General features: G+C 67.6%; 22 protein-coding genes, 1 tRNA gene and 1 pseudogene. 13 read left to right on the top strand and 11 right to left on the bottom strand.

Features of this window, described 5'->3' with window-relative positions; all coding sequences use genetic code 11:
* The first annotated feature begins 59 nt into the window (after window positions 1-59).
* Window positions 60-1,388: an FAD/NAD(P)-binding oxidoreductase gene (locus tag VB716_RS11520; protein WP_323270548.1), complete on the top strand. Its 1,329-nt coding sequence runs from the start codon at window positions 60-62 to the stop codon at window positions 1,386-1,388.
* Between the two features lie 9 nt (window positions 1,389-1,397).
* Here the strand turns inward: VB716_RS11520 and VB716_RS11525 are convergent, their stop codons facing one another.
* The 3 genes and pseudogenes from VB716_RS11525 to VB716_RS11535 form a co-directional block, all read right to left on the bottom strand.
* Complete coding sequence (locus VB716_RS11525; protein WP_197154009.1) at window positions 1,398-1,718, bottom strand: ArsR/SmtB family transcription factor; 321 nt, start codon at window positions 1,716-1,718, stop codon at window positions 1,398-1,400.
* 28 nt (window positions 1,719-1,746) lie between these two features.
* Window positions 1,747-2,202, bottom strand: coding sequence for a hypothetical protein (locus VB716_RS11530; protein ID WP_231605149.1), 456 nt, complete (start codon window positions 2,200-2,202; stop codon window positions 1,747-1,749).
* 249 nt (window positions 2,203-2,451) lie between these two features.
* A pseudogene (locus VB716_RS11535) lies at window positions 2,452-2,865 on the bottom strand (linear amide C-N hydrolase).
* Window positions 2,866-3,325: 460 nt separating this feature from the next.
* On the opposite strand from VB716_RS11535, the gene VB716_RS17480 reads away from it, so the two are divergent.
* Window positions 3,326-3,631, top strand: a complete 306-nt coding sequence (locus VB716_RS17480; protein WP_416238108.1) for a hypothetical protein — start codon at window positions 3,326-3,328, stop codon at window positions 3,629-3,631.
* A gap of 255 nt (window positions 3,632-3,886) precedes the next feature.
* On the opposite strand, the gene VB716_RS11545 is transcribed toward VB716_RS17480, so the two are convergent.
* Window positions 3,887-3,958: transfer RNA gene (locus VB716_RS11545), tRNA-Lys, on the bottom strand.
* Window positions 3,959-4,109: 151 nt separating this feature from the next.
* Between VB716_RS11545 and VB716_RS11550 the strand changes: the two genes are divergently transcribed.
* The 3 genes from VB716_RS11550 to trmFO are packed head-to-tail and all read left to right on the top strand — an operon-like array spanning window position 4,110 to window position 6,235.
* Complete coding sequence (locus tag VB716_RS11550) at window positions 4,110-4,625, top strand: gamma carbonic anhydrase family protein (RefSeq protein ID WP_197154012.1); 516 nt, start codon at window positions 4,110-4,112, stop codon at window positions 4,623-4,625.
* A 46-nt stretch (window positions 4,626-4,671) separates the two neighbouring features.
* Window positions 4,672-4,794 carry a photosystem II protein Y gene (locus VB716_RS11555; protein ID WP_197154013.1) on the top strand — a complete coding sequence of 41 codons (123 nt, stop codon included), beginning with the start codon at window positions 4,672-4,674 and terminating at the stop codon, window positions 4,792-4,794.
* 7 nt (window positions 4,795-4,801) lie between these two features.
* Window positions 4,802-6,235, top strand: coding sequence for an FADH(2)-oxidizing methylenetetrahydrofolate--tRNA-(uracil(54)-C(5))-methyltransferase TrmFO (gene trmFO, locus VB716_RS11560; RefSeq protein WP_322757413.1), 1,434 nt, complete (start codon window positions 4,802-4,804; stop codon window positions 6,233-6,235).
* On the opposite strand, the gene VB716_RS11565 is transcribed toward trmFO, so the two are convergent.
* Entirely contained in the window at window positions 6,232-7,236 is a 1,005-nt protein-coding gene (locus VB716_RS11565) for an NAD(P)-dependent alcohol dehydrogenase (RefSeq protein WP_322757412.1), read from the bottom strand. The two genes, trmFO and VB716_RS11565, sit on opposite strands and share 4 nt — an antisense overlap.
* Before the next feature lie 99 nt (window positions 7,237-7,335).
* Between VB716_RS11565 and crtH the strand changes: the two genes are divergently transcribed.
* The 3 genes from crtH to VB716_RS11580 all read left to right on the top strand — a co-directional run bounded on the left by crtH (window position 7,336) and on the right by VB716_RS11580 (window position 9,873).
* Window positions 7,336-8,901 carry a carotenoid isomerase gene (gene crtH / locus VB716_RS11570; protein ID WP_322758859.1) on the top strand — a complete coding sequence of 522 codons (1,566 nt, stop codon included), beginning with the start codon at window positions 7,336-7,338 and terminating at the stop codon, window positions 8,899-8,901.
* A 151-nt stretch (window positions 8,902-9,052) separates the two neighbouring features.
* Entirely contained in the window at window positions 9,053-9,337 is a 285-nt protein-coding gene (locus VB716_RS11575; RefSeq protein ID WP_197154015.1) for a hypothetical protein, read from the top strand.
* Window positions 9,334-9,873 carry a hypothetical protein gene (locus VB716_RS11580; RefSeq protein WP_323249363.1) on the top strand — a complete coding sequence of 180 codons (540 nt, stop codon included), beginning with the start codon at window positions 9,334-9,336 and terminating at the stop codon, window positions 9,871-9,873. The genes VB716_RS11575 and VB716_RS11580 overlap by 4 nt, the downstream gene beginning before the upstream one ends.
* 17 nt (window positions 9,874-9,890) lie before the next feature.
* Here VB716_RS11580 and VB716_RS11585 read toward each other — a convergent pair whose 3' ends face one another.
* Window positions 9,891-10,670, bottom strand: a complete 780-nt coding sequence (locus VB716_RS11585; protein ID WP_231598280.1) for a response regulator transcription factor — start codon at window positions 10,668-10,670, stop codon at window positions 9,891-9,893.
* 159 nt (window positions 10,671-10,829) lie between these two features.
* On the opposite strand from VB716_RS11585, the gene VB716_RS11590 reads away from it, so the two are divergent.
* On the top strand, window positions 10,830-11,096 hold the full coding sequence (locus tag VB716_RS11590; RefSeq protein WP_197154016.1) for a DUF6761 family protein: 267 nt from the start codon (window positions 10,830-10,832) through the stop codon (window positions 11,094-11,096).
* A 58-nt stretch (window positions 11,097-11,154) separates the two neighbouring features.
* Here VB716_RS11590 and grxD read toward each other — a convergent pair whose 3' ends face one another.
* The 4 genes from grxD to VB716_RS11610 all read right to left on the bottom strand — a co-directional run bounded on the left by grxD (window position 11,155) and on the right by VB716_RS11610 (window position 13,239).
* Entirely contained in the window at window positions 11,155-11,478 is a 324-nt protein-coding gene (gene grxD, locus VB716_RS11595; protein ID WP_197154017.1) for a Grx4 family monothiol glutaredoxin, read from the bottom strand.
* 117 nt (window positions 11,479-11,595) lie between these two features.
* Window positions 11,596-11,829 carry a BolA family protein gene (locus VB716_RS11600; RefSeq protein WP_197154018.1) on the bottom strand — a complete coding sequence of 78 codons (234 nt, stop codon included), beginning with the start codon at window positions 11,827-11,829 and terminating at the stop codon, window positions 11,596-11,598.
* Window positions 11,830-11,929: 100 nt separating this feature from the next.
* The gene (locus tag VB716_RS11605; RefSeq protein WP_416223910.1) at window positions 11,930-12,448 is read right to left on the bottom strand and encodes a hypothetical protein; all 519 of its coding nucleotides are present in this window, start codon (window positions 12,446-12,448) and stop codon (window positions 11,930-11,932) included.
* A gap of 83 nt (window positions 12,449-12,531) precedes the next feature.
* Complete coding sequence (locus VB716_RS11610) at window positions 12,532-13,239, bottom strand: lysophospholipid acyltransferase family protein (protein ID WP_322758857.1); 708 nt, start codon at window positions 13,237-13,239, stop codon at window positions 12,532-12,534.
* A gap of 229 nt (window positions 13,240-13,468) precedes the next feature.
* Here VB716_RS11610 and VB716_RS11615 point away from each other — a divergent pair, with 229 nt between their 5' ends.
* Both VB716_RS11615 and VB716_RS11620 read left to right on the top strand, forming a co-directional pair.
* Entirely contained in the window at window positions 13,469-14,218 is a 750-nt protein-coding gene (locus tag VB716_RS11615; protein WP_197154019.1) for a pyridoxine 5'-phosphate synthase, read from the top strand.
* Window positions 14,215-14,535, top strand: coding sequence for an MgPME-cyclase complex family protein (locus VB716_RS11620; protein ID WP_197154020.1), 321 nt, complete (start codon window positions 14,215-14,217; stop codon window positions 14,533-14,535). Before VB716_RS11615 ends, VB716_RS11620 begins: the two co-directional genes overlap by 4 nt.
* 6 nt (window positions 14,536-14,541) lie before the next feature.
* Here VB716_RS11620 and VB716_RS11625 read toward each other — a convergent pair whose 3' ends face one another.
* Window positions 14,542-14,880 (bottom strand): hypothetical protein, encoded by a 339-nt coding sequence (locus VB716_RS11625; RefSeq protein WP_322757409.1) that lies wholly within the window; start codon window positions 14,878-14,880, stop codon window positions 14,542-14,544.
* A gap of 133 nt (window positions 14,881-15,013) precedes the next feature.
* Between VB716_RS11625 and VB716_RS11630 the strand changes: the two genes are divergently transcribed.
* The gene (locus VB716_RS11630) at window positions 15,014-15,694 is read left to right on the top strand and encodes a metallophosphoesterase (protein ID WP_323270550.1); all 681 of its coding nucleotides are present in this window, start codon (window positions 15,014-15,016) and stop codon (window positions 15,692-15,694) included.
* A gap of 12 nt (window positions 15,695-15,706) precedes the next feature.
* On the top strand, window positions 15,707-18,710 hold a 3,004-nt coding region (locus VB716_RS11635; protein ID WP_323270551.1), incomplete at its 3' end, for an exodeoxyribonuclease V subunit gamma.

The following is an 18,710-nucleotide window of genomic DNA, read 5'->3' on the forward strand; positions in this document are numbered from 1 at the left end:
CTGCCGGTGATGCCTTGTTAGTTTTGATACCTGGACCCTGTTGATGGGTGTTAGCTCTGATGGCTGCCTCTTCCCGTCATCATCAGGTCGTGATCGTCGGTGGGGGCTGCGCCGGCATCACGGTGGCCAACCTGCTGCTGCAGCAGCGTCCCGGCATTGAGATCGCGATCCTTGAGCCATCGGCGGATCATGACTACCAACCGGGCTGGACCCTGGTGGGGGGAGGGATCATGGCTCTCGAGCAGACCCGCCGCGATGAGGCCTCCCTGATCCCCACCGGGGTGAACTGGATCCAGGCTGCCGCCACGGGCTTCGATCCTGCGGCCAACGCCGTGTCCACCAGCAGCGGTGAGATCCTGACCTACGACACCCTGGTGATGGCCCTGGGTCTGCAGTCGCGCTGGGAGCGCATCGCGGGTCTTCCGGAGGCCCTGGGAAGCCATGGGGTGTGCAGCAACTACTCACCCCGCTATGCCCCCTACACCTGGGAAACGATCAAACAGTTCCAGGGCGGCACCGCGATCTTCACCGTGCCCGAGACACCGATCAAATGCGGCGGTGCGCCGCAGAAGGTGATGTATCTGGCCGACGATCACTTCAAGGCCAGAAGCGGCGTGGGGGTGAACACACGGGTGATCTTCTGCTCTGCCCTCACATCTCTGTTTTCCGTGCCGGCTTATGCACGCACCTTGGAGAGGGTGGTACGGAACCGCGGCATCGAAGTGCATTTCGGCTGGAATCTCAGGCAGGTTCGGGCCAAGGAGCAGGTGGCGGTCTTTGAAGTGGAGGAGCCAGGCGGCAGCAAGCGCATCGAGGAACTGTCCTTCGCGATGCTCCACGCTGTGCCGCCGATGACAGCACCGGAGGTGGTGTCTGGCAGTCTGCTGGCGGGCGACGGACCTGGCGGCTGGGCGGCGACAGATCCGTTCACGCTGCAGCATCCCAGCTGGCCGAATGTGTTCTGCCTGGGCGATGTGGCCGGCCTGCCCACCTCCAAGACAGCCGGTGCCGTTCGAGGAGAAGCCCCGGTGGTGTCGGCCAATCTGCTGGCTTTCCTGGATGGCAAGCCCCTGGATGCTCAGTACGACGGCTACACGGTGTGCCCCCTGATCACCGGCTACGGCAACGTGGTGATGGCGGAGTTCGATTACAGCCAGAAGCCGGTGAGCTCCTTCCTGGTGGACCCCACCAAGCCGCGTTGGAGCATGTGGCTGATGAAGACCCGCCTGTTGCCATGGCTCTACTGGAACCGAATGCTGCCCGGGAAGCCCCACGAAAGCCGCTACCTCAAACCCTTCGCACCGTTGGTGCACCTGTTGCGGCTGGACTATCGCGAATCGGGCAGCAGCGAGGCCGAATCGGGAGCCGGCCAGGCCGGAACCTGCTGAGCCGAGAGCTCAGGCAGCCCTGAGTTGCTGCAGCTGCTGCTCCAGCCTCTGCTTCAGCCGGGTCTGGACCAAGGTGCAGAGGTCTTGCACCAAGGGATCATCAGCGAGGTAGATCATCCGCACCCCATCGCGCTCACAGCTCACCAGCCCGGCACGCTGCAGCTGGCCCAGCTGACGGCTGATGTGGGACTGGGAGAAACCGGTGGCCTCGATCAAGGAGGCCACGTCCATCGGCCCCTTCTGCAGGTGACAGAGCAGCTGCAACCGGGCCGGCTCGCTCAGGAGCCTGAAAAACTGGCTGTACTCCTCAAGGAGCTGAGGACTGGGCATGGACCCGGCAACACCCACGGCAGAAGGGTTATGTCTCTGTACGCATTATGCACGCTGCCGGCAAGGGCTGACTGCCCATGGGGAGCGGATCACCGGGCAGGAAGCGCTGGATGAAGGTGGCCAGGAGCATCGGGCCGCAGCGGCGCTGCCAGCTGGTCGCCCCCGGCAGCCGGCGCCAGCATTCCACCTGCAGACGGGGAACGTGGCGGCCCACCAGCGTCAACAGATAGCGGTAGTCGGCATCGGCGGCCTGGTCGGCTCCAGCCAGAGGGGCCGCCCCTGGCTGGGAGCTCACGAAAGCGGCGAGGAACGTCGAGGCGTTGCCGCCCTGGCGCAGGGCCGCGGCAAACCTCCAGGCGGCGCCGGTGGGATAGCCGTCGTGATGAAGGGTGAGATGGCGCACTGGAGCATCCGGGAAGCGGGCGAAGGTATAAACGGCGCGGGTGGCCAAGGGAAGCGAGCGGCTGCACTGAATGAGTGCCACCGCTGTCTCAGAGCCGCAAGCAGGCCCGCATGGGGCTGCCTCGTCTCGACTGCGATCCTTCCGCCCACTGGTGGCTCCAACAGTGCTGGCTCCGTGTCCCGAGCCCATGAAGCCGGCTGTCATGGCGTTCAAGCCGTCATCAGAGCCGCTGTGCCATCTACCGCCTTGCTGCCAGTCTGCTGCAAGGGCACGATCAGCGGACTGCTTGCACCGGCAAGGGCGGAAAGTTCAAACCTAGTATGATCCAAATCATGGCAATCTCTCAGGACGATCGATTGTGCCTCCGCATGGCCGATCGACATTGTTCATTCCATGGGCCAGCGTCGTCATAGCCCTGTCCGGCGTGCTGGCTTTCTCCGTGTACTGGGCGTAGAACGCCGCGCGTACGAAGTGCCCCACCGAGGTGTTGGATGCAGGCAGGCCCGGGGTCGCAACTCCGGAATCCGGTTGAACCGCCATGGAGTCGCCGAAGTGAACTGTCGGTCAATCGATCTTGCTCAGGACCGTAGAGTTATCGAGATTGGTTAAATGCCAATCAAACCGTGGTGCATTGGTCATCACCATCACTGGATTGTCGTAGAGCGACAACTTGCCCCTGTGAAACTCGATGACAATGGAAGCGCCGTTGGCGTCGTTCACCACGTCATCGAAGGGAGACACCACACCTCCCAGCAGCGCGAGGGCTCGAGCTTCACGGGCTGTGGGGCGATGGCAGCGTTGACTTCGGCAACCGACCCGAACTGGCCCAGGGGCCAGAGGCCAAGATCAGACGCTGAAAGCAGGGCCTCCCCACCTTGCTGACCTGGGGCTGGTTCTTCCTTTCTCAGGAGGCCCTGCTTCATTCCCTTGAGCACGCCCGTGCAGGAATCCATTCAGGCCGGCGCGATTCTCGAGCACGAATGCCCTGCAGAACATCGCTGAAGCTCCTTTGAAGGACGGGTCGGCCACCGCCCGTCGATCCGATGCCCAGAGATGAAGCCGTCTGCATCTCTGCAAGACGCACATCCTCTTTTCCCAGTGCCTCGATTCGCAGGGCGGGTGCTGAACACAGTCAGATTTCACCGCTGAACTTCAACGCTGAACTTCACCGCCGATCCGAGCCTTGGCGCTCTGGGGTTGGGTTGTGTCCGATGCCGGCGGCGGCATCGGCGTCGGTCGCGCCATTCAGAGCTTGGACAGGACAGGCAAAATCCAGATTGTCGGCCTGGATGATCTATCCGAACTGCTTCAACTGATCGGGAGCGCCGTGGTCGATTCCACCGCCGCCACCAAGCCGCGTTCGCAGGGGTACTGGTCTGTACTCAGCCTCTGGCAGTACAGACCAGTACCCCACCCATCGAGCGGATCGACACGGGCATCGCGGTGCAGGGTTCGGCAACAAACATCCGTAGAAAGGAGGTCCTCCCTCACCACCGGCAGGCTGATCTGATGGACCAGCAGCAAGGTATTCAGATCGGCATGACTGTAGGTCTGGGGTGATTGGCAAGGCCGGGCGTGCACTGGTACGACACGACGTTCATGGTTGGGTCAGCACCCAAAGTGGGACAGTGTCAAAGCCCGGGTTGTGAATGCGCTTCATTGCGGCCGGCGATCTTTTATGGCCTTCAGACGAGACGAGCGCAAGCCGTGAACTTGGTGAAGATCAACTGCACTGCAGTCCAACAGTATGGCGGGACATGAATCATGGGTCGCCTGAGATTCGAACTCAGGACCAATCGGTTAAAAGCCGAGTGCTCTACCGCTGAGCTAGCGACCCGCCAGTGGGCGAAACCCATGGCAGCCCTTTCGGGCTCCAAGCGAACGTATCACCCGGCGGGGGTCCCGTCCAAGCGGGCGGAGAATCGTCAGCCGATCGCAGGCCGATCGCGAGCCGATCGAGAATGGAACTTCCTTGCCAGCCGCGCCCCATGGCCCCCTTCCCCTGGCCCGAGCCGCGGATCCACCCGGAGGCCTGGGTGGCCGATTCGGCGGTGGTGATCGGTGAGGTGGATCTCGCCACCGGGGCGAGCCTCTGGCCCACGGCGGTGGCCCGCGGTGATGTCTGCCCGATCGTGATCGGCGCCAACAGCAACGTGCAGGATGGCGCCGTGCTGCATGGCGATCCCGGCCAGCCCGTGACCATCGGCGCCGACGTGACCATCGGCCACCGGGCCGTGGTGCATGGCGCCACCCTCGAAGACGGCTGCCTGATCGGCATCGGCGCCATCGTGCTCAATGGCGTCACCGTGGGGGCTGGCGCCCTGGTGGCGGCCGGCTCGGTGGTGACGCGCGACGTGCCGGCCGGCGCCCTGGTGATGGGGGCACCGGCCCAGGTGAAACGCCAGCTCAGCCCGGAGGCGATCGCTGAGCAGAGAGAGCATGCCCACCGCTATCGCCAGCTGGCGCAGGCCCATGCCGGCCGCAGCAGCGAGCGGGGCTTCTGAATGCCAGCCTGGCCTTAAGATCCCTCCAAATTCCCCTTTTCAAGCCATGGATCTGCGGCTGCTGCTGGTTGCCACTCCGATCGTTCTGGCTGCGGCCTGGGCCGTGTTCCATATCGGCCGCGCCGCCGTGGGTCAGCTGCAGCTGATGATCAAGCGCGCCCGCGCCTGATCCCTTCATGGTTCTGGTGATCGGTGCCGGACTCGCCGGCACTGAAGCGGCCTGGCAGATCGCCCAGGCCGGACTTCCTGTTGTGCTGGTGGAAATGCGGCCGCTGCGGCGCTCCCCGGCTCACCACAGCGCTGACTTCGCTGAGCTGGTGTGCAGCAACAGCTTTGGTGCGCTCTCCAGTGATCGGGCTGCTGGCCTGCTTCAGGAGGAATTGCGTCGGCTGGGTTCCCTGGTGATCCGCACCGCCGATGCCCACGCGGTGCCCGCCGGAGGTGCCCTGGCTGTGGATCGCGGCCGCTACAGCGCTGCCCTCACCGCCGCCCTGGAAGCCCATCCGTTGGTCACGATCGAGCGGCGCGAGCAGGTGGACCTGCCGCCGGCCGATCAGATCACCGTGCTGGCCACCGGACCGCTCACCAGCGAACCGCTGGCGGAGCAGTTGCGCGCCTTCACCGGCCGGGCCGATTGCCACTTCTTCGATGCCGCCAGTCCGATCGTGGAGGGCGAGAGCATCGATCTGGGCCGCGCCTTCCGCGCCTCCCGCTACGACAAGGGCGATGCCGACTACATCAATTGCCCGATGAACAAGGAGCAGTTCCTCGCTTTCCGAGAGGCGCTGCTGGCCGCTGAGCAGGCCGAGCTCAAGGATTTCGAGCAGGAGAGCGCCAGCTTCTTCGAGGGCTGCCTGCCGATCGAGGAGCTGGCCCGCCGCGGTGAAGACACCATGCGCTATGGGCCGCTCAAGCCGATCGGTCTCTGGGATCCCCGCTGGGGCGATGTCAACGACCGCGACGTGCGCCGCGCCAACCGTGCCTATGCCGTGGTGCAGCTCCGCCAGGAAGACAAAGACGGCCGCCTCTGGAATCTGGTGGGCTTCCAGACCAACCTCAAATGGGGCGAGCAGAAGCGGGTGCTGCGCCTGATCCCGGGGCTGGAGAACGCTGAATTCGTGCGCTTCGGCGTGATGCATCGCAACACCTTCCTGGAGTCGCCCCAGCTGCTCGATCCCACCCTGCAGTTCCGCAGCCGGTCCACCCTGCTGGCCGCCGGCCAGATCACCGGCACCGAGGGCTATGCGGCGGCCGTGGCCGGCGGCTGGCTGGCCGGCACCAACGCCGCCCGGCTGGCCCGGGGTGAGCAGCCGATCCAGCTGCCCGCCACCACCATGATCGGCGCCCTCACCCACTTCATCGCCGAGGCTCCCTGCGGCGGCTCAGGCAAGCGCGGCGGCTTCCAGCCGATGCCGCCAACCTTCGGCCTGCTGCCCGAGCTGGCCGAACGCATCCGCGACAAGCGCCGCCGCTACGGCGCCTACCGCGACCGGGCCCTGTCTGATCTGGAGCCCTATCAGGCGGGCAGTCTTCAGATGGCCGGTCTCCAGCCAGCCAGCCTTGAGGCAGCCGGTCTTCAGGCCACTGCCCTTCAGGCAACCACCGCTTAAACAGGACCGTCCAAAACAAAGCGGTAGCGCACATCCCCTTTGCGCAGCCGCTCGATCGCGGTGTTGATCTCGGCCATCGGCAGGTGCTCCACCTGGGGCTTGATGCCATGGCGGGCGCAGAAGTCGACCATCCGCCGCAGGCTGGCGGGGGAGGAGGTGGGACTGCCGGTGAACTGGAGGCGGCCGGCGATGAAGGGAAACGCCTGCAGGGGGATCGGCTCGGTCACCACCCCGAGCTGATGCAGCCGCCCCCGCGGTGCCAGGGCCCCCACCACGGCATCCCAGTCGAGGCTGTGATTGCTGGTGTTGACGATCAGATCGAAGCGGCCGCGATGGTCTGTCAGGGCCGAGAGCGCCAGCACACCATGGGCTCCGAATGCCGCGGCCTCAGCGGCCTTGCCCTGCGGATGGGTGGTGATGGCGGTGACCTCACAACCCCAGGCCTTGGCGAACTGCAGGGCCATGTGGCCCAACCCACCGATGCCGATCACGGCCACGCGGGCCGTGGGCGACACGGCCTCATCAAGCAGGGGGGCGAACACGGTGATGCCACCGCAGAACAGTGGACCGGCATCGGCCGGCGAGAGCCCCTCAGGAATCGGAATCAGCCAGTCCTGATGGCCCTTCACATGGCTGGCGAAGCCACCGCTGCGGCCCACCACGGTGGCCTCAAGATCGGCGCAGAGGTTCGCCTCGCCCCCCAGGCACCAGCTGCAATGGCGGCAGGAGCCGGCGATCCAGCCCAGACCCCGCAGCTGGCCCACCAGGGAGGGATCCACCCCCTCGCCCACCTGCACCACCCGGCCCACCACCTCGTGGCCAGGCACCAGGGGATAGGAACTGATGCCCCAGCTGTTGTCGATCATCGACAGATCGCTGTGGCAGAGGCCGCCGTGCAGCACCTCCAGCAGCGCTTCATCGGGGCCTGGCTCCAGCAGCTGCGCCGAGCTGCGCTGCAGCGCAGCCCCGACGCTGTCGGCCTGCCACACGGTGATCTGCATCGAGGGGGGCTGCGGCTACCGCCCGGTTCTAGCCAGGCCGGCACCTAGGGTCTGCGGCGGCGATGCTGGCAAGACGTGAGCGATTCCCTCGCAGCACCGGTGGACAGGCCTGACTGGGACGTGATCGTGATCGGCTCGGGCATCGGCGGGCTGGTCACCGCCTCCCAGCTGGCCGCCAAGGGCGCCCGGGTGCTGGTGCTGGAGCGCTACCTGATCCCGGGAGGCTCGGGGGGCAGTTTCCGGCGGCAGGGCTTCACCTTCGATGTGGGCGCCTCAATGATCTTCGGCTTCGGCGAGAAGGGCCACACCAACCTGCTCACCCGCGCCCTGGCGGATGTGGGCGAACGCTGCGCCACGGTGCCGGATCCGGCCCAGCTCGCTTACCACCTGCCCGACGGCCTGGAGGTGGCGGTCGACCGCAACTACGACACCTTCCTCGCCGATCTCACCGCCCTCTTCCCCCACGAAGCCCGCGGCATCCGCGCCTTCTACGACACCTGCTGGCAGGTGTTCCGCTGCCTCGATGCGATGCCGCTGCTCTCGCTCGAGGATCCGGCCTACCTGGCCAAGGTGTTCTTCCGTGCACCGCTGGCCTGCCTCGGCCTGGCCCGCTGGCTGCCGGTGAACGTGGGCGACGTGGCCCGCCGGCACATCCAGGATCAGGCCCTGCTGAAGTTCATCGACATGGAGTGCTTCTGCTGGAGCGTGATGCCGGCGGATCGCACGCCGATGATCAACGCCGGCATGGTGTTCTCCGACCGCCACGCCGGCGGCATCAACTACCCCAGGGGCGGCGTGGGGATGATCGCCGAGAAGCTGGTGGCTGGGCTGGAGCGGCACGGCGGCGCGATCCGCTACAAGGCCCGCGTCACCGAGGTGCTGCTCGAAGGTGATCGGCCCAACGCCCGGGCCGTGGGCGTGAAGCTGGCCAGCGGCGAAACGATCCAGGCGCTGCGGGTGGTGAGCAATGCCACCCGCTGGGACACCTTCGCCGGCGCGCCCGACGCTGAAGGATCCGTCAACCAGCCGCTGGTGGATGCCGCCCACACCCCCGCCGCCGAAGCCACCTGGCGTCGCCGCTACAGACCCTCCGCCTCCTTCCTGTCGCTGCACCTGGGCGTGGAGGCCTCGCTGATCCCCGCGGGCCTGCACTGCCACCACCTGCTGCTCGAAGACTGGTCGCAGATGGAGGAGGAACAGGGGGTGATCTTCGTGTCGATCCCCACCCTGCTGGATCCCTCCCTGGCGCCGGAGGGCCGCCACATCGTGCACACCTTCACCCCCAGCGCCATCGAGCACTGGCGCCAGCTCAGCCCCGCCGCCTATCGCGCCAAGAAGGAGGCGGACGCGGCGCGGCTGGTGCAGCGCCTGGAGGCGATCCTGCCCGGCCTGGCCGGAGCCATCCGCCTGCAGGAGATCGGCACGCCCCGCACCCACCGCCGTTTTCTCGGGCGCATGGGCGGCAGCTACGGGCCGATTCCAGCCCTGCCCCTGCCGGGCCTCCTGCCGATGCCCTTCAACCGCACCGGCATCGGCGGCCTCTACTGCGTGGGGGATTCCTGCTTCCCCGGCCAGGGGCTGAATGCCGTGGCTTTCAGCGGCTTCGCCTGTGCCCACCGCATCGGCGCCGATCTGGGCCTCAACCCCTGGGCGCTGCCCGCCTGAAGGGAGCTGGCTGTCCAGCTGATCCGCACAGAACTGGTCAGCTCAGAACCAGCGGAAAACCGCCCGTGCTGCTCTCGCAGCTGCGGGGATGTCTCCATAGCGTGACCATCGTTCCTGCCGTCGCGCGCCCTCGGGCGACGGCTTCCAGCCGATGAGTTCCGTCCCCACCCCCAGCTCCGAAGACCTGGCCCGCTACCTCGAAGCCCGCGGCGAGATGGGCAAACCCTGGATGTGGCACCTGCTGCGCCTCACCAAGCTCAAGGAGGCCAAGGACGAGATGGAGCCGGAGGCCTACCTGACCAGCCTCCAGGACGCCCATGCCGACCTGATGCGCCTGGGTGCCTTCTGGAAGGGCCGTGAAGCGGAGGTGTTCGGCGGCCGCTACCAACCGAGCGCCGTGATCGAACCGCTGCCCGGCTCCGCCGACGACCGATGACCCCGGAGCAGGCCCAGGATCCGGCCATCCATCCGATGGCGCCGCTGATCCGGCTGACCCTGCTGGGGCTTTACCTGGCTCTGGTGCTGCCCCTGCCGCCCCTCGCCCCTGAGGGGCTGCGTCTGGCCATGGCCGTGCTCGTGGCGCTGGGTCTGCTGCTGGTGCTGGCGGTCACCAGCGAGCGGGTCGAGCTGGACGCGCAGGGGCTGCGGGTGGGCCATCCCGCCTGGTGCCGCTGGTTGCTGCGACGCGGCTGGAGTTTGCAGTGGAGCCAGGTGCGCGGCCTCACGCCCGTAGCCACCAGCCAGGGGGGGCGCGTCTACTACGTGCGAAATACGAAAGGAGCGGCCACCCTGCTGCCACAGCGGGTTGCCGCCTTCGAAGACTTTCTGGGCCGCTTCAGCCAACAAACAGGGCTCGACACCAGCTCCATCGGCCGGATCAGCCCACCCTGGACCTACCAGCTCCTGGCGGTGCTGGTCGTTGCACTGTTGATCGGCGAAATCATGGCCTTGGCTGTCAGGCCGATTGCCTGAGCATTCCATCCTGAGGGTCAGTTCAGCCGACCGAGCTGGTGGGGCTGGTGAAGCTGAAGCTGGTCGGATGCAGCGTCCGGTACAGGATCGGGAAGGGTGTCGAGGCTGAAGCGATAGCCCTGCTGCCGCATCGTTTCGATGCCGCCGCCCTCGCCAAGACCGGCCTGCTCGAGCTTGCGGCGCAGGGTGAGCACCTGGGTATCCACCGAGCGGGGACCGCCACTGAATGGCGGCCAGGCCATGCGCAGCAGTTCCTGGCGGCTGCGCACCACCCCGGGGGGCATCAACAGGGCACAGAGCAGGGCAAATTCCCGAGGACTGAGTTCCACGGGCTGATCCCGCAGGGTCACCTGCCGCAGCAGCAGATGCACTTCCAGAGGCCCCACACAGACCCGCTCCTGCAGGCCACTGCCACTGCGGCGCAGCAGGGTGCGGCAGCGGGCCGCCAGTTCCTCCAGACCGAACGGTTTACGCAACACGTCGTCGGCGCCACCATCGAGCAGGGCCACCACTGGCTCAGAGCCCGAACGGGCGGTGAGCACCATCACTGGGCAACGCAGCATGGCCCCCAATCGCAGAGCTGAACTTTCCTCCAGCAGCTCCGCACTCACCAGTAGGTCAGGAGCCTGCTCTTGACAGACATCCAGAGCCTCGCGCGCCGTGGACACGGCGGCAGCCAGATGACCATCCTGCCGGAGCCGCTGGGCCAGAACCGTGCGCAAGGTGGCATGGGGGTCCACCACCAAGACCCGTTTCGGTTGGCTGATGGCTGGAGCCTGATTCTGTTGGGTCTTCAGGTCCACCCCTGGCCCCCTGTTGCCGATACGCTACTGGCAGGGTAAGGGCAAAACGGGTATCGCCTGATGCCTTTCGTTCTGTCCCCTGCCTCTCCCTCCGCAGCGAACGCCTCAGCCCGTCTGTGCGCCGGTGTCCCGGCCCCGGGTTTCTTGCCCCCCATGACCGCCCTCCAGCACCCCGACGCCATCCGCCATTTCCAGTCGCTCTGCGATGCCTGCCAGGAGCTGGCCAGCCGTTACCACGGGCCGGCGGAGCTGCGTCTGTATGCCGATGGCTACCTGCACGCCCTGCGGCGCACGGCCGTGCTCGACCCCCTGGCCCAGCGCCGCCTCGAGGAACTGATCGATCGCTGGATCCTTGATCCCTCCAGCTTCATCGGCCCCGATGGTGACCCCCGCTCCCTCTACGAGATGGAGCGGCACTGAGTCAATTCGGGGTCATCGCTTCTGGGCTTCGGGATCGTCGCGCCGGGATTCGAGTCCTTCAGGAGGCCAGGGCCACCGCCAGGGTTTCGCGCAACTCGCCGGAGTTGTACATCTCGATCAGGATGTCGGAACCCCCCAGAAAGGTTCCGTTCACATAGATCTGCGGGATCGTGGGCCAGTCGGAGAATTCCTTGATGCCCTGGCGGATCTCCATGTCCGAGAGGACATCAAAGGTTTCGAACGGCACCGCCATTGCGTTGAGGATCTGCACCACATTGTTGGAGAAGCCGCACTGGGGCATCAGCTTGCTGCCCTTCATGAACACGAAGACCGGGCTGCTGCCGACCAGGGTCTCGATGCGCTGCTGAAGACTGGCGTCCATGGGGTGAGGGGGGAACGGTGAAGGACATGGCGAAACGGGTCGCCGGAATCAAAGGCCCGACCTGACCAGACAGCCGGTCAGACACAGGCATGCTCACAAAGAGCGGAAAATCCGATCTCAGGCGGGAACCGAGGTCTGCAGGGCCAAGGCGTGGATGGCCTCGCTGGCCAGTTCCTGCTTGAGGGCTCCGTAGACGAGTTGGTGCTGGCGCACCCGCGGCAGTCCGGCGAAGGCAGCCGAGACCACCGACACCTGCAGATGATCACCACCGCCGGTCAGATCCTCCACCGACACGCTGGCATCGGGCAGAACCCGGCTGATCGCCTCCTTGACCTGATCCGGATGAACCATGGGGGCGGTGAACGAGCACTGTGCGGAGCGGAATCTAGGGACTCGCTCTCTCAGCCGACGAGAAAGTCCCCCCTCCGGGTTGGATCAGGCGAGGCGGGCCTCAGGGGGCCGGGGTGGAGGGAGTCCCGTAGGGGGTGGTCACGAAGCCCAGTTCCACCAGGCTCTGATAGGCCTTGCGGCCCTCCTCGTTGGTAGGGGTCATCACCTTCACCACTTCAACCAGCAGGGGCACGGCCACCTCGGGCTGGTTCTGGCGCCGGAACAGGGCCGCCAGGCGCAGGTTCACCTGGGCGAGGGTTTCGAGGGCTTCGCGGCCCTTCCGATCCATCTCGCGCGGGATCCGGGCATCGAGGCCGCGGAAGGAACCGCTCAGATCGCGGTAGAAACCAAGCAGGCGGCGGGTGGCATCCCGGGCCTGGTCGTAATCCTTGCGGGCCTGGGTGAGGTTGCCGGCAGCGGCGGCCGCATCACCGCGGGCGATCACCGCCCGCACCGACTCGAGATTGAAGGCGCTGCCGGAGGCTTCGAGGGCCTTCTGGGGCTCCTCCTGCTGGGCCTGGGCCGGAGCCACCAGCACAGGGGCACCGAGCACAGCGGCCAGGGCAACGGAACCGGCCAGAGCACCGGCATGGCGCCCAGCTCGGATGAGGCGTTGGGCAGCGAAGAGCCTGCGCACGGGACGGCCAATGACTGGGTGGGACTTTATGAGACCCGCAGTGGTCGCCCCACCGCTGCACGAGCCGCTTCCTCAGCTGTTTGCATCGCGTCGGCCAGGCGGTGGGTGAGCGAGAGGGCAGCGGCGCGGCCCTGCCCCTCCACCCGCAGCGGCTCGCCGAACTGGAGGGCAGCCGGATCGCCGAGTTGCGGCGCGGCGTGCCCATAGGCGATGCCCACCGGTACCACCGCCGGATCCACTCCCTGACCGGTAGCCATCAGCGCCAGGCGGGCCAGCCCCTGGTGCAGGCGGATCGGGCCGTCCTCCCGACGGATCCGCCCCTCGGGGAACACCACCAGCTGCTCCCCGTTGGCCAGCAGATCGAGGGGGTAGCGCAAGCTGGCCAGGGTGGGGTGGCTCTGGTTCACCGGGAAGCAGCCGAGCCTGTGCAGAAACCAGCCCTGCAGCCCGCGCATTTCATCGATGGTCACCATGAAGCGGCAATCGCGGCCTGTGACGCGTCGACCGGCGGCAAAGGGCAGCATCAGCGCATCCCAGCGGGCCCGGTGGGTGGGAGCCAGCAAGACCGGCCCCAGATGGGGCAAATGCTCGGCCCCCTGCACGATCAGTCGGGAGAAGAAACCCTTCAGGGCCACGTCCTGGGTAAGCACCATGGCCAGCGGGGCCAGCCAGGGATTGATGCCGTTGCAGAGGCCGCGCTCGCGCAGGGAGCCACCCTCGCCGCGCAGAGCCAGGCTTGAAGAGGGTGCCGGCTCTGATGAACAGTCCGAGCCGTGGGACTCCACTGCATGGAAGGGATGGCCGCTGCACGGCTTCTCGGTCTGCGCCAACACCGAACCGCCGATCACCGCGAAACGTCGCCTGCACTCAACTTAAGAAGCCCGCCGCGGCCACGGGCAGCGCCACGGGCAGTTACGCCTGCGGCCCTTCATAAACTCGGCCCCCCGCCCCCATTCCCTGTTCATGGCCAGCCTCGGCGTCAACATCGATCACATCGCCCAGGTGCGCCAGGCCCGTCGCACGGTCGAGCCCGATCCGGTCACCCACGCCCTGCTGGCGGAGCTGGGCGGGGCCGATGGCATCACCGTGCACCTGAGGGAAGACCGGCGCCACATCCAGGACCGGGACGTGGAACTGCTGCGCGCCACCGTGCGCAGCCGCCTCAACCTGGAGATGGCGGCCACCGCCGAGATGGAGGCGATCGCCCTGCGCCTGCGGCCGGACATGGTCACCCTTGTGCCGGAACGGCGCCAGGAGGTGACCACCGAAGGGGGGCTGGACGTGGCCGGCCAGATCGATCCGCTGCGCGCCCTGGTGGGCCATCTGCAGGACAACGGCATCGGCGTGAGCCTGTTCGTTGATCCGGACGGGGCCCAGCTGCAGGCCTGCGTCGCCAGCGGCGCCCGCTGGGTGGAGCTCCACACCGGCGCCTACGCCGAAGCCCCCTGGGAGCAGCAACCGCTGGAGCTGGCCCGCCTGATCGAGGCCACCACCCACGCCCGCCAGCTGGGGCTGCGGGTCAATGCCGGCCACGGCCTCACTTACCGCAACGTCGAACCGGTGGCAGCGATCGAGGGCATGGAGGAACTCAACATCGGCCACACGATCGTGGCCCGCGCCCTGGCGGTGGGCCTGGAGACGGCGGTGCGGCAGATGAAGGCGCTGATTCAGAATCCCCGCCGCGACCCCCTGTTCGGCAGCCACCACCCATGAGCACGTACCACTTCGTCGCCGCCAGTGAAGCCTTCCTCACCGTCGAGGAGCCGCTTGAGGAAGTGCTGCGCGAGCGGGTGAGCAACTACGGCGAGAAGGGACGCGCCATCGATTTCTGGCTGGTGAAGCGGCCGGCCTTCCTCGAGGCGCCCGAACTGGCGGCCATCGCCGCCACCGTGCCTCGCCCGGCCGCGGCGGTGGTCTCCACCGATGAGAAGTTCATCACCTTCATGAAACTGCGCCTGGAATTCGTCGCCCAGGGATCGTTCGAGGCCCCGAGCGCGTCCATCCCCGATGCCCTGGCCAGCCTGGCCTGAGGGGCTTCAGAACAACCCCAGGAAGCGCTTGCGTTCCGGTTCCCCCTCCGATCCGGAGGCGGGTCGCCCCTGGCCACCATCCTGCTGGTAGCGGGGCTTGCTGTCGCCGATCGTGAGCGGCGCTTCCTTGTTCTTCCACCAGATCCAGTCGCGGATCGGCGGGGTGTTCATCAGGTCGTCGCGGCTGAGGCCAAGGCCGAGCTTCGCGGAGGCATCCAGCAGCACATCGAGCATGGCCTCGCCATCGCTGCAGCGGGCCAGGGCCTCGTTGGTGCGCTTGGCACCATTCAGGGCCGAGACGAGAAGCTTCACCCGCTGACTCGGTGGCAGAGTTTTTGGATCCATCCCATCGCAGCTCCAGGCCGCACCGTATCAGCGATCTCAGCGAACGATGGCGCCCTCTGCGCTGCATGGCCAGGAGAGAAAAGATGACAATCCGACCGGCCCGGGGCAAGACTCTGACTAACGCATCCGATTGATGACGCCCTTTTCACGTCCCCCACGCCATTGGGTCATCGGGGACGTCCATGGCTGTGCTGATGCCCTGCAGAGGCTGATCGGAGCGCTGCCGCCTGACGATCGGCTGGTGTTCTGTGGCGACGTGATCAACCGCGGCCCCCAGATCGAGCGCACCATGCGGATGGTGTGGCAGCTGGTGCTGAGCGGCCGGGCCGTCTGGCTGCGTGGCAACCACGAGCAGGCGCTGCTCGAGGCCCTCGACCAGGGCCACTGGTTCGGCCAGCAGGCCCTGGCCGGTTGCGACACCTACCGCCAGCTGGGCGATGGCCTCTGCCGCATCTGGCGTGATCGCCTGGCCAGCCTGCCGCTGGTGTATTGGGGGCAGGGCTGGGCCGCCACCCACGCCGGCTTCGATCCGGTGGACTGGACGCCCGACCTGCGCATCCGCCTGCCCTTCTGGCAGGCCTACGACGGCCGCTTCGGCGAGGTGGTGGTGGGCCACACCCCAGGGCCAGAGCTGCGGCGCCTCAACGGCATCGTGATGATCGACACGGCCGCCTGCTACGGCGGCGAACTCACCGCCTACTGCCCCGAAACCGGTCGCCACAGGGCGGTGCCGGGTCTCAGAAACGGTCTGGATCTCTGCCCACTGCCGCCCGGCATGCCCTACCCGGAAGCACTGGCGGGCGGCCGCTTCTAAGGGCAGACCACCGTGCTGACGCTCTATCGCAGCAACCGGGCCGAGGTACTGGCCCAGCTGCTGGCCGCCCAGCTGCTGGCGCATCCGCCCGGACCGTTCGAGCGTGTCGAGATCCTGGTGAACACCTGGCCCACCAGCCGCTGGCTGGGGGAACAGCTCGCGATTGGGCTGGGGGGCATCGCCGCCAACCTGCGCTTTCCCTTTCCCGGCAGCCATCTGCGCCAGCTGGTGGAGAGCCTGTTGAACGCCGATGACCACACCAGCGTCTACACCCCTTCTGACCAGGCCGCCCCAGCGCCGGTCGCAGCCGATCCCTGGCGTGCCAGCCAGCTGGTCTGGCCGCTGCTGGAGCGGCTTCCGGCCCTGATCGAGCGGCCGGAGGCCCTGCCCCTGCGCCGCTGGCTGGACGAACGAGGTCATGGCAGCGGCCGGCCAGAGACCCTCGACCGGTCGCTCTGGCAGCTGGGCCGCAGCATCGCCGACGCCTTCGACGACTACACCCTCTACCGGCCGGCGATGGTGGGGGCCTGGATCGAGGGCCGGGCGGTGGACGGCCGCGGCCGGGAACTGAGTGCGGCACAGCGGTGGCAGCCCCTCTTGCTGGCGGAGCTGGCCGAGCATCAGTCGGTGCCGCCGTTCGGTCTGCGGGTGGGCCAGGCGATCGAACGGTTACGGGAGTGGTCTGCCGACCGGTTGCCTGGCGAGCCGTGGCCCGATGGAGCTCTGCCAACGACCCTGAGACCCGACAGGCCCCTGCGGCTGTTCGGGCTGAGCAGCATGGCGCCCGTTCAGGTGGAGCTGCTGCAGGCCCTCTCGGGGGTTCTGGATGTGGAGATCTACCTGCTCACCCCCTGCCGTGAGCTCTGGAAACGGCGGGGTGATGGGGGCCTGGCCCAGCTCCCCCTTGGGGAAGACTGGCTGCTGGAGGCGCCGCGCCTGGAAGCCCGCTTCGGGCGGCTGGGCGCCGAATTTCAGCAGCTGCTGGAGGGATCAGGGGAGACCCAGCTGGGTGCCTGGGAGGAACAGGATCTGTTCCTGGGCGCTGCAACCATGGCCCGCCACGGCTCTGCTGTCCAGGCGCCACGCGCCGCCACGCTGCTGGAGCAATGGCAGCAGCAGCTGGTGGAGCCGGAGGCCGCCGAACCACTCTGCCTTCCGCCGGGCGATCGCTCCCTGGAGTTCCACGCCTGTCCGGGGCCGTTGCGGCAGGTGCAGATCGTGCGGGATCGGCTGCTGCAACTGATGGCGGCCGATCCCGGTCTCGCCCCGCGCGACATCCTGGTGATGACTCCCCAGGTGGAGGCCTTCGCGCCATTGGTGGCCGCGGTGTTCGGTGACACCGACGCCACCGGCGTGGCGCTGCCATGGCGCCTCACCGACCGCAGCCAGCAGAGCGAGGCCGGCATCGCCCAGGGGCTGCTGGGCCTTCTGGCGCTCGGCGGAGAACGGCTCACCGCCTCAGGGTTCGAGGGTCTGCTGGGCTGCTCGCCACTGCTGGAGAACCGGCGCATCCCCGCCAGCGAGGCGGGCGCCATCACGACGCTGTTGCAACGGGCCGGCTTCCGCTGGGGCCTCGACGGCGACAGCCGTGCTGGCGACCCCACCCACAGCCTCGGCTGGGCGATCGACCGGCTGCTGCTGGGGTTGGTGCTGCCAGCGGAGCCGGGGCTGGCTCCGGCGGAGTGCTCCCCCCTGCCGCTGGCTGGGAGCCTGGAACAGCAGACCCGCTGGCTGCTGTTCCTCCAGGACCTGCGCCGCTGGCTGGGGCTGCTGGGCCAGGGCCGCACCCCGGCGGCCTGGGCACCCGTGCTGCGCCAGCTGCTGGAGGAGCTGTTCGGAGCCGGTGGCGAACGGGCCTGGGAGCTGCCGCTGATTCAGGGGGCGATCGCCGACTGGCTGCGTGTGGCCGGCTCCAGTGCGCTGATCCTCGATGCCACCGTGGTGGCGGAGGTGCTGGGCGAGCAGCTCAGTGCCGACAGCGGCCGCTTCGGCCACCGCAGTGGGGCGCTGACGATCAGCGCCCTGGAGCCGATGCGGGCGATTCCCCATCGGGTGATTGTGCTGATGGGGCTGGATACCGGTCAGTTCCCGCGCCAGGTCGAGCGGCCCGGCTTTCACCTGATGGAGCGCCAACGGCAGCTGGGTGATCCCAGCCCCGCCGATCAGGATCGCTACGTGCTGCTCGAAAGCCTGCTCTCGGCCCGCCAGCACCTGCTGATCACCTGGAGCAGCCGCGATCAACGCAGCGGCGAAGCCCTCAGCCCCTCGACGCCGGTGCGCCAGTGGTTGGCCTTGCTGGAGCAGGAGCTGGGAGAGGAGGCCGTGGACCGGCTGCGCTGGAACCACTGCGCCAATCCCCTGGAGCGGCGCAACTTTCTGCCTCATGGCGATCGTCCCGCCCCCTGCAGCGACCGCCGGTTGCTGCAGGCGCGCCGGCTGCTGGAGGAGCAGCGCAGTGAACCGCCCGCGGCCCTGGCCGCCCCCGGCCGCGACCAGCTCACCGTCAGCGCCACCGACAAGACCAAGCCTTCTGCCGCCGGCGAAGCCTTTGCTGACCTGCTCGCCTGGCTGCAGGCCCCGCAGGACTGCTGGCTCGAGAGCCTGGGGCTGCGGCCGCGCGAATGGGCCCGCCGGGTCGATGATCTCGAAGATCTCAGCCTCGACGAATTCCAGCGGGCCCGACTGCTGCGCCAGGAACTGGACCGGTTGGCAGTCGACACCTTGGCTGGCACGGAACACCCAGCACCGGAACCTCCACCGCCTCCCGACTGGCCGCGGCGACAGCGGGGCCAGGGGGTGCTGCCGCCCGGTGCCGCCGGCCTGCTGGAGAGCAGTGGACTCGATCAGCGCTGGACCTCGCTGCACACCTGCCTGGCCGGGCTGGGGGAGCCGCGTCAGGAGAGGCTGCGCCATCAGGATCTCTGCGGCGATCTGAGCTGGCGCGGCGATCAGCTGGTGCTGGTCCACACCGCCACCCCCCGCTGCCGCCAGCGGCTGCAGCTGTGGCTGGAGCTGC

Source organism: Synechococcus sp. CCY9201 (genome assembly GCF_034931105.1).
In the GTDB taxonomy this organism is placed as follows: Bacteria; Cyanobacteriota; Cyanobacteriia; order PCC-6307; family Cyanobiaceae; genus CBW1002.

Bases quoted from the DNA above. Each gene is read 5' to 3' on its own strand.
- VB716_RS11520 (WP_323270548.1), top strand. From the start codon at position 60: ATGGCTGCCTCTTCCCGTCATCATCAGGTCGTGATCGTCGGTGGGGGC.
- VB716_RS11525 (WP_197154009.1), bottom strand. From the start codon at position 1,718: ATGCCCAGTCCTCAGCTCCTTGAGGAGTACAGCCAGTTTTTCAGGCTC.
- VB716_RS11550 (WP_197154012.1), top strand. From the start codon at position 4,110: ATGGCCCCCTTCCCCTGGCCCGAGCCGCGGATCCACCCGGAGGCCTGG.
- VB716_RS11555 (WP_197154013.1), top strand. From the start codon at position 4,672: ATGGATCTGCGGCTGCTGCTGGTTGCCACTCCGATCGTTCTGGCTGCG.
- trmFO (WP_322757413.1), top strand. From the start codon at position 4,802: ATGGTTCTGGTGATCGGTGCCGGACTCGCCGGCACTGAAGCGGCCTGG.
- VB716_RS11565 (WP_322757412.1), bottom strand. From the start codon at position 7,236: ATGCAGATCACCGTGTGGCAGGCCGACAGCGTCGGGGCTGCGCTGCAG.
- VB716_RS11575 (WP_197154015.1), top strand. From the start codon at position 9,053: ATGAGTTCCGTCCCCACCCCCAGCTCCGAAGACCTGGCCCGCTACCTC.
- VB716_RS11580 (WP_323249363.1), top strand. From the start codon at position 9,334: ATGACCCCGGAGCAGGCCCAGGATCCGGCCATCCATCCGATGGCGCCG.
- VB716_RS11590 (WP_197154016.1), top strand. From the start codon at position 10,830: ATGACCGCCCTCCAGCACCCCGACGCCATCCGCCATTTCCAGTCGCTC.
- grxD (WP_197154017.1), bottom strand. From the start codon at position 11,478: ATGGACGCCAGTCTTCAGCAGCGCATCGAGACCCTGGTCGGCAGCAGC.
- VB716_RS11600 (WP_197154018.1), bottom strand. From the start codon at position 11,829: ATGGTTCATCCGGATCAGGTCAAGGAGGCGATCAGCCGGGTTCTGCCC.
- VB716_RS11615 (WP_197154019.1), top strand. From the start codon at position 13,469: ATGGCCAGCCTCGGCGTCAACATCGATCACATCGCCCAGGTGCGCCAG.
- VB716_RS11620 (WP_197154020.1), top strand. From the start codon at position 14,215: ATGAGCACGTACCACTTCGTCGCCGCCAGTGAAGCCTTCCTCACCGTC.
- VB716_RS11625 (WP_322757409.1), bottom strand. From the start codon at position 14,880: ATGGATCCAAAAACTCTGCCACCGAGTCAGCGGGTGAAGCTTCTCGTC.
- VB716_RS11630 (WP_323270550.1), top strand. From the start codon at position 15,014: ATGACGCCCTTTTCACGTCCCCCACGCCATTGGGTCATCGGGGACGTC.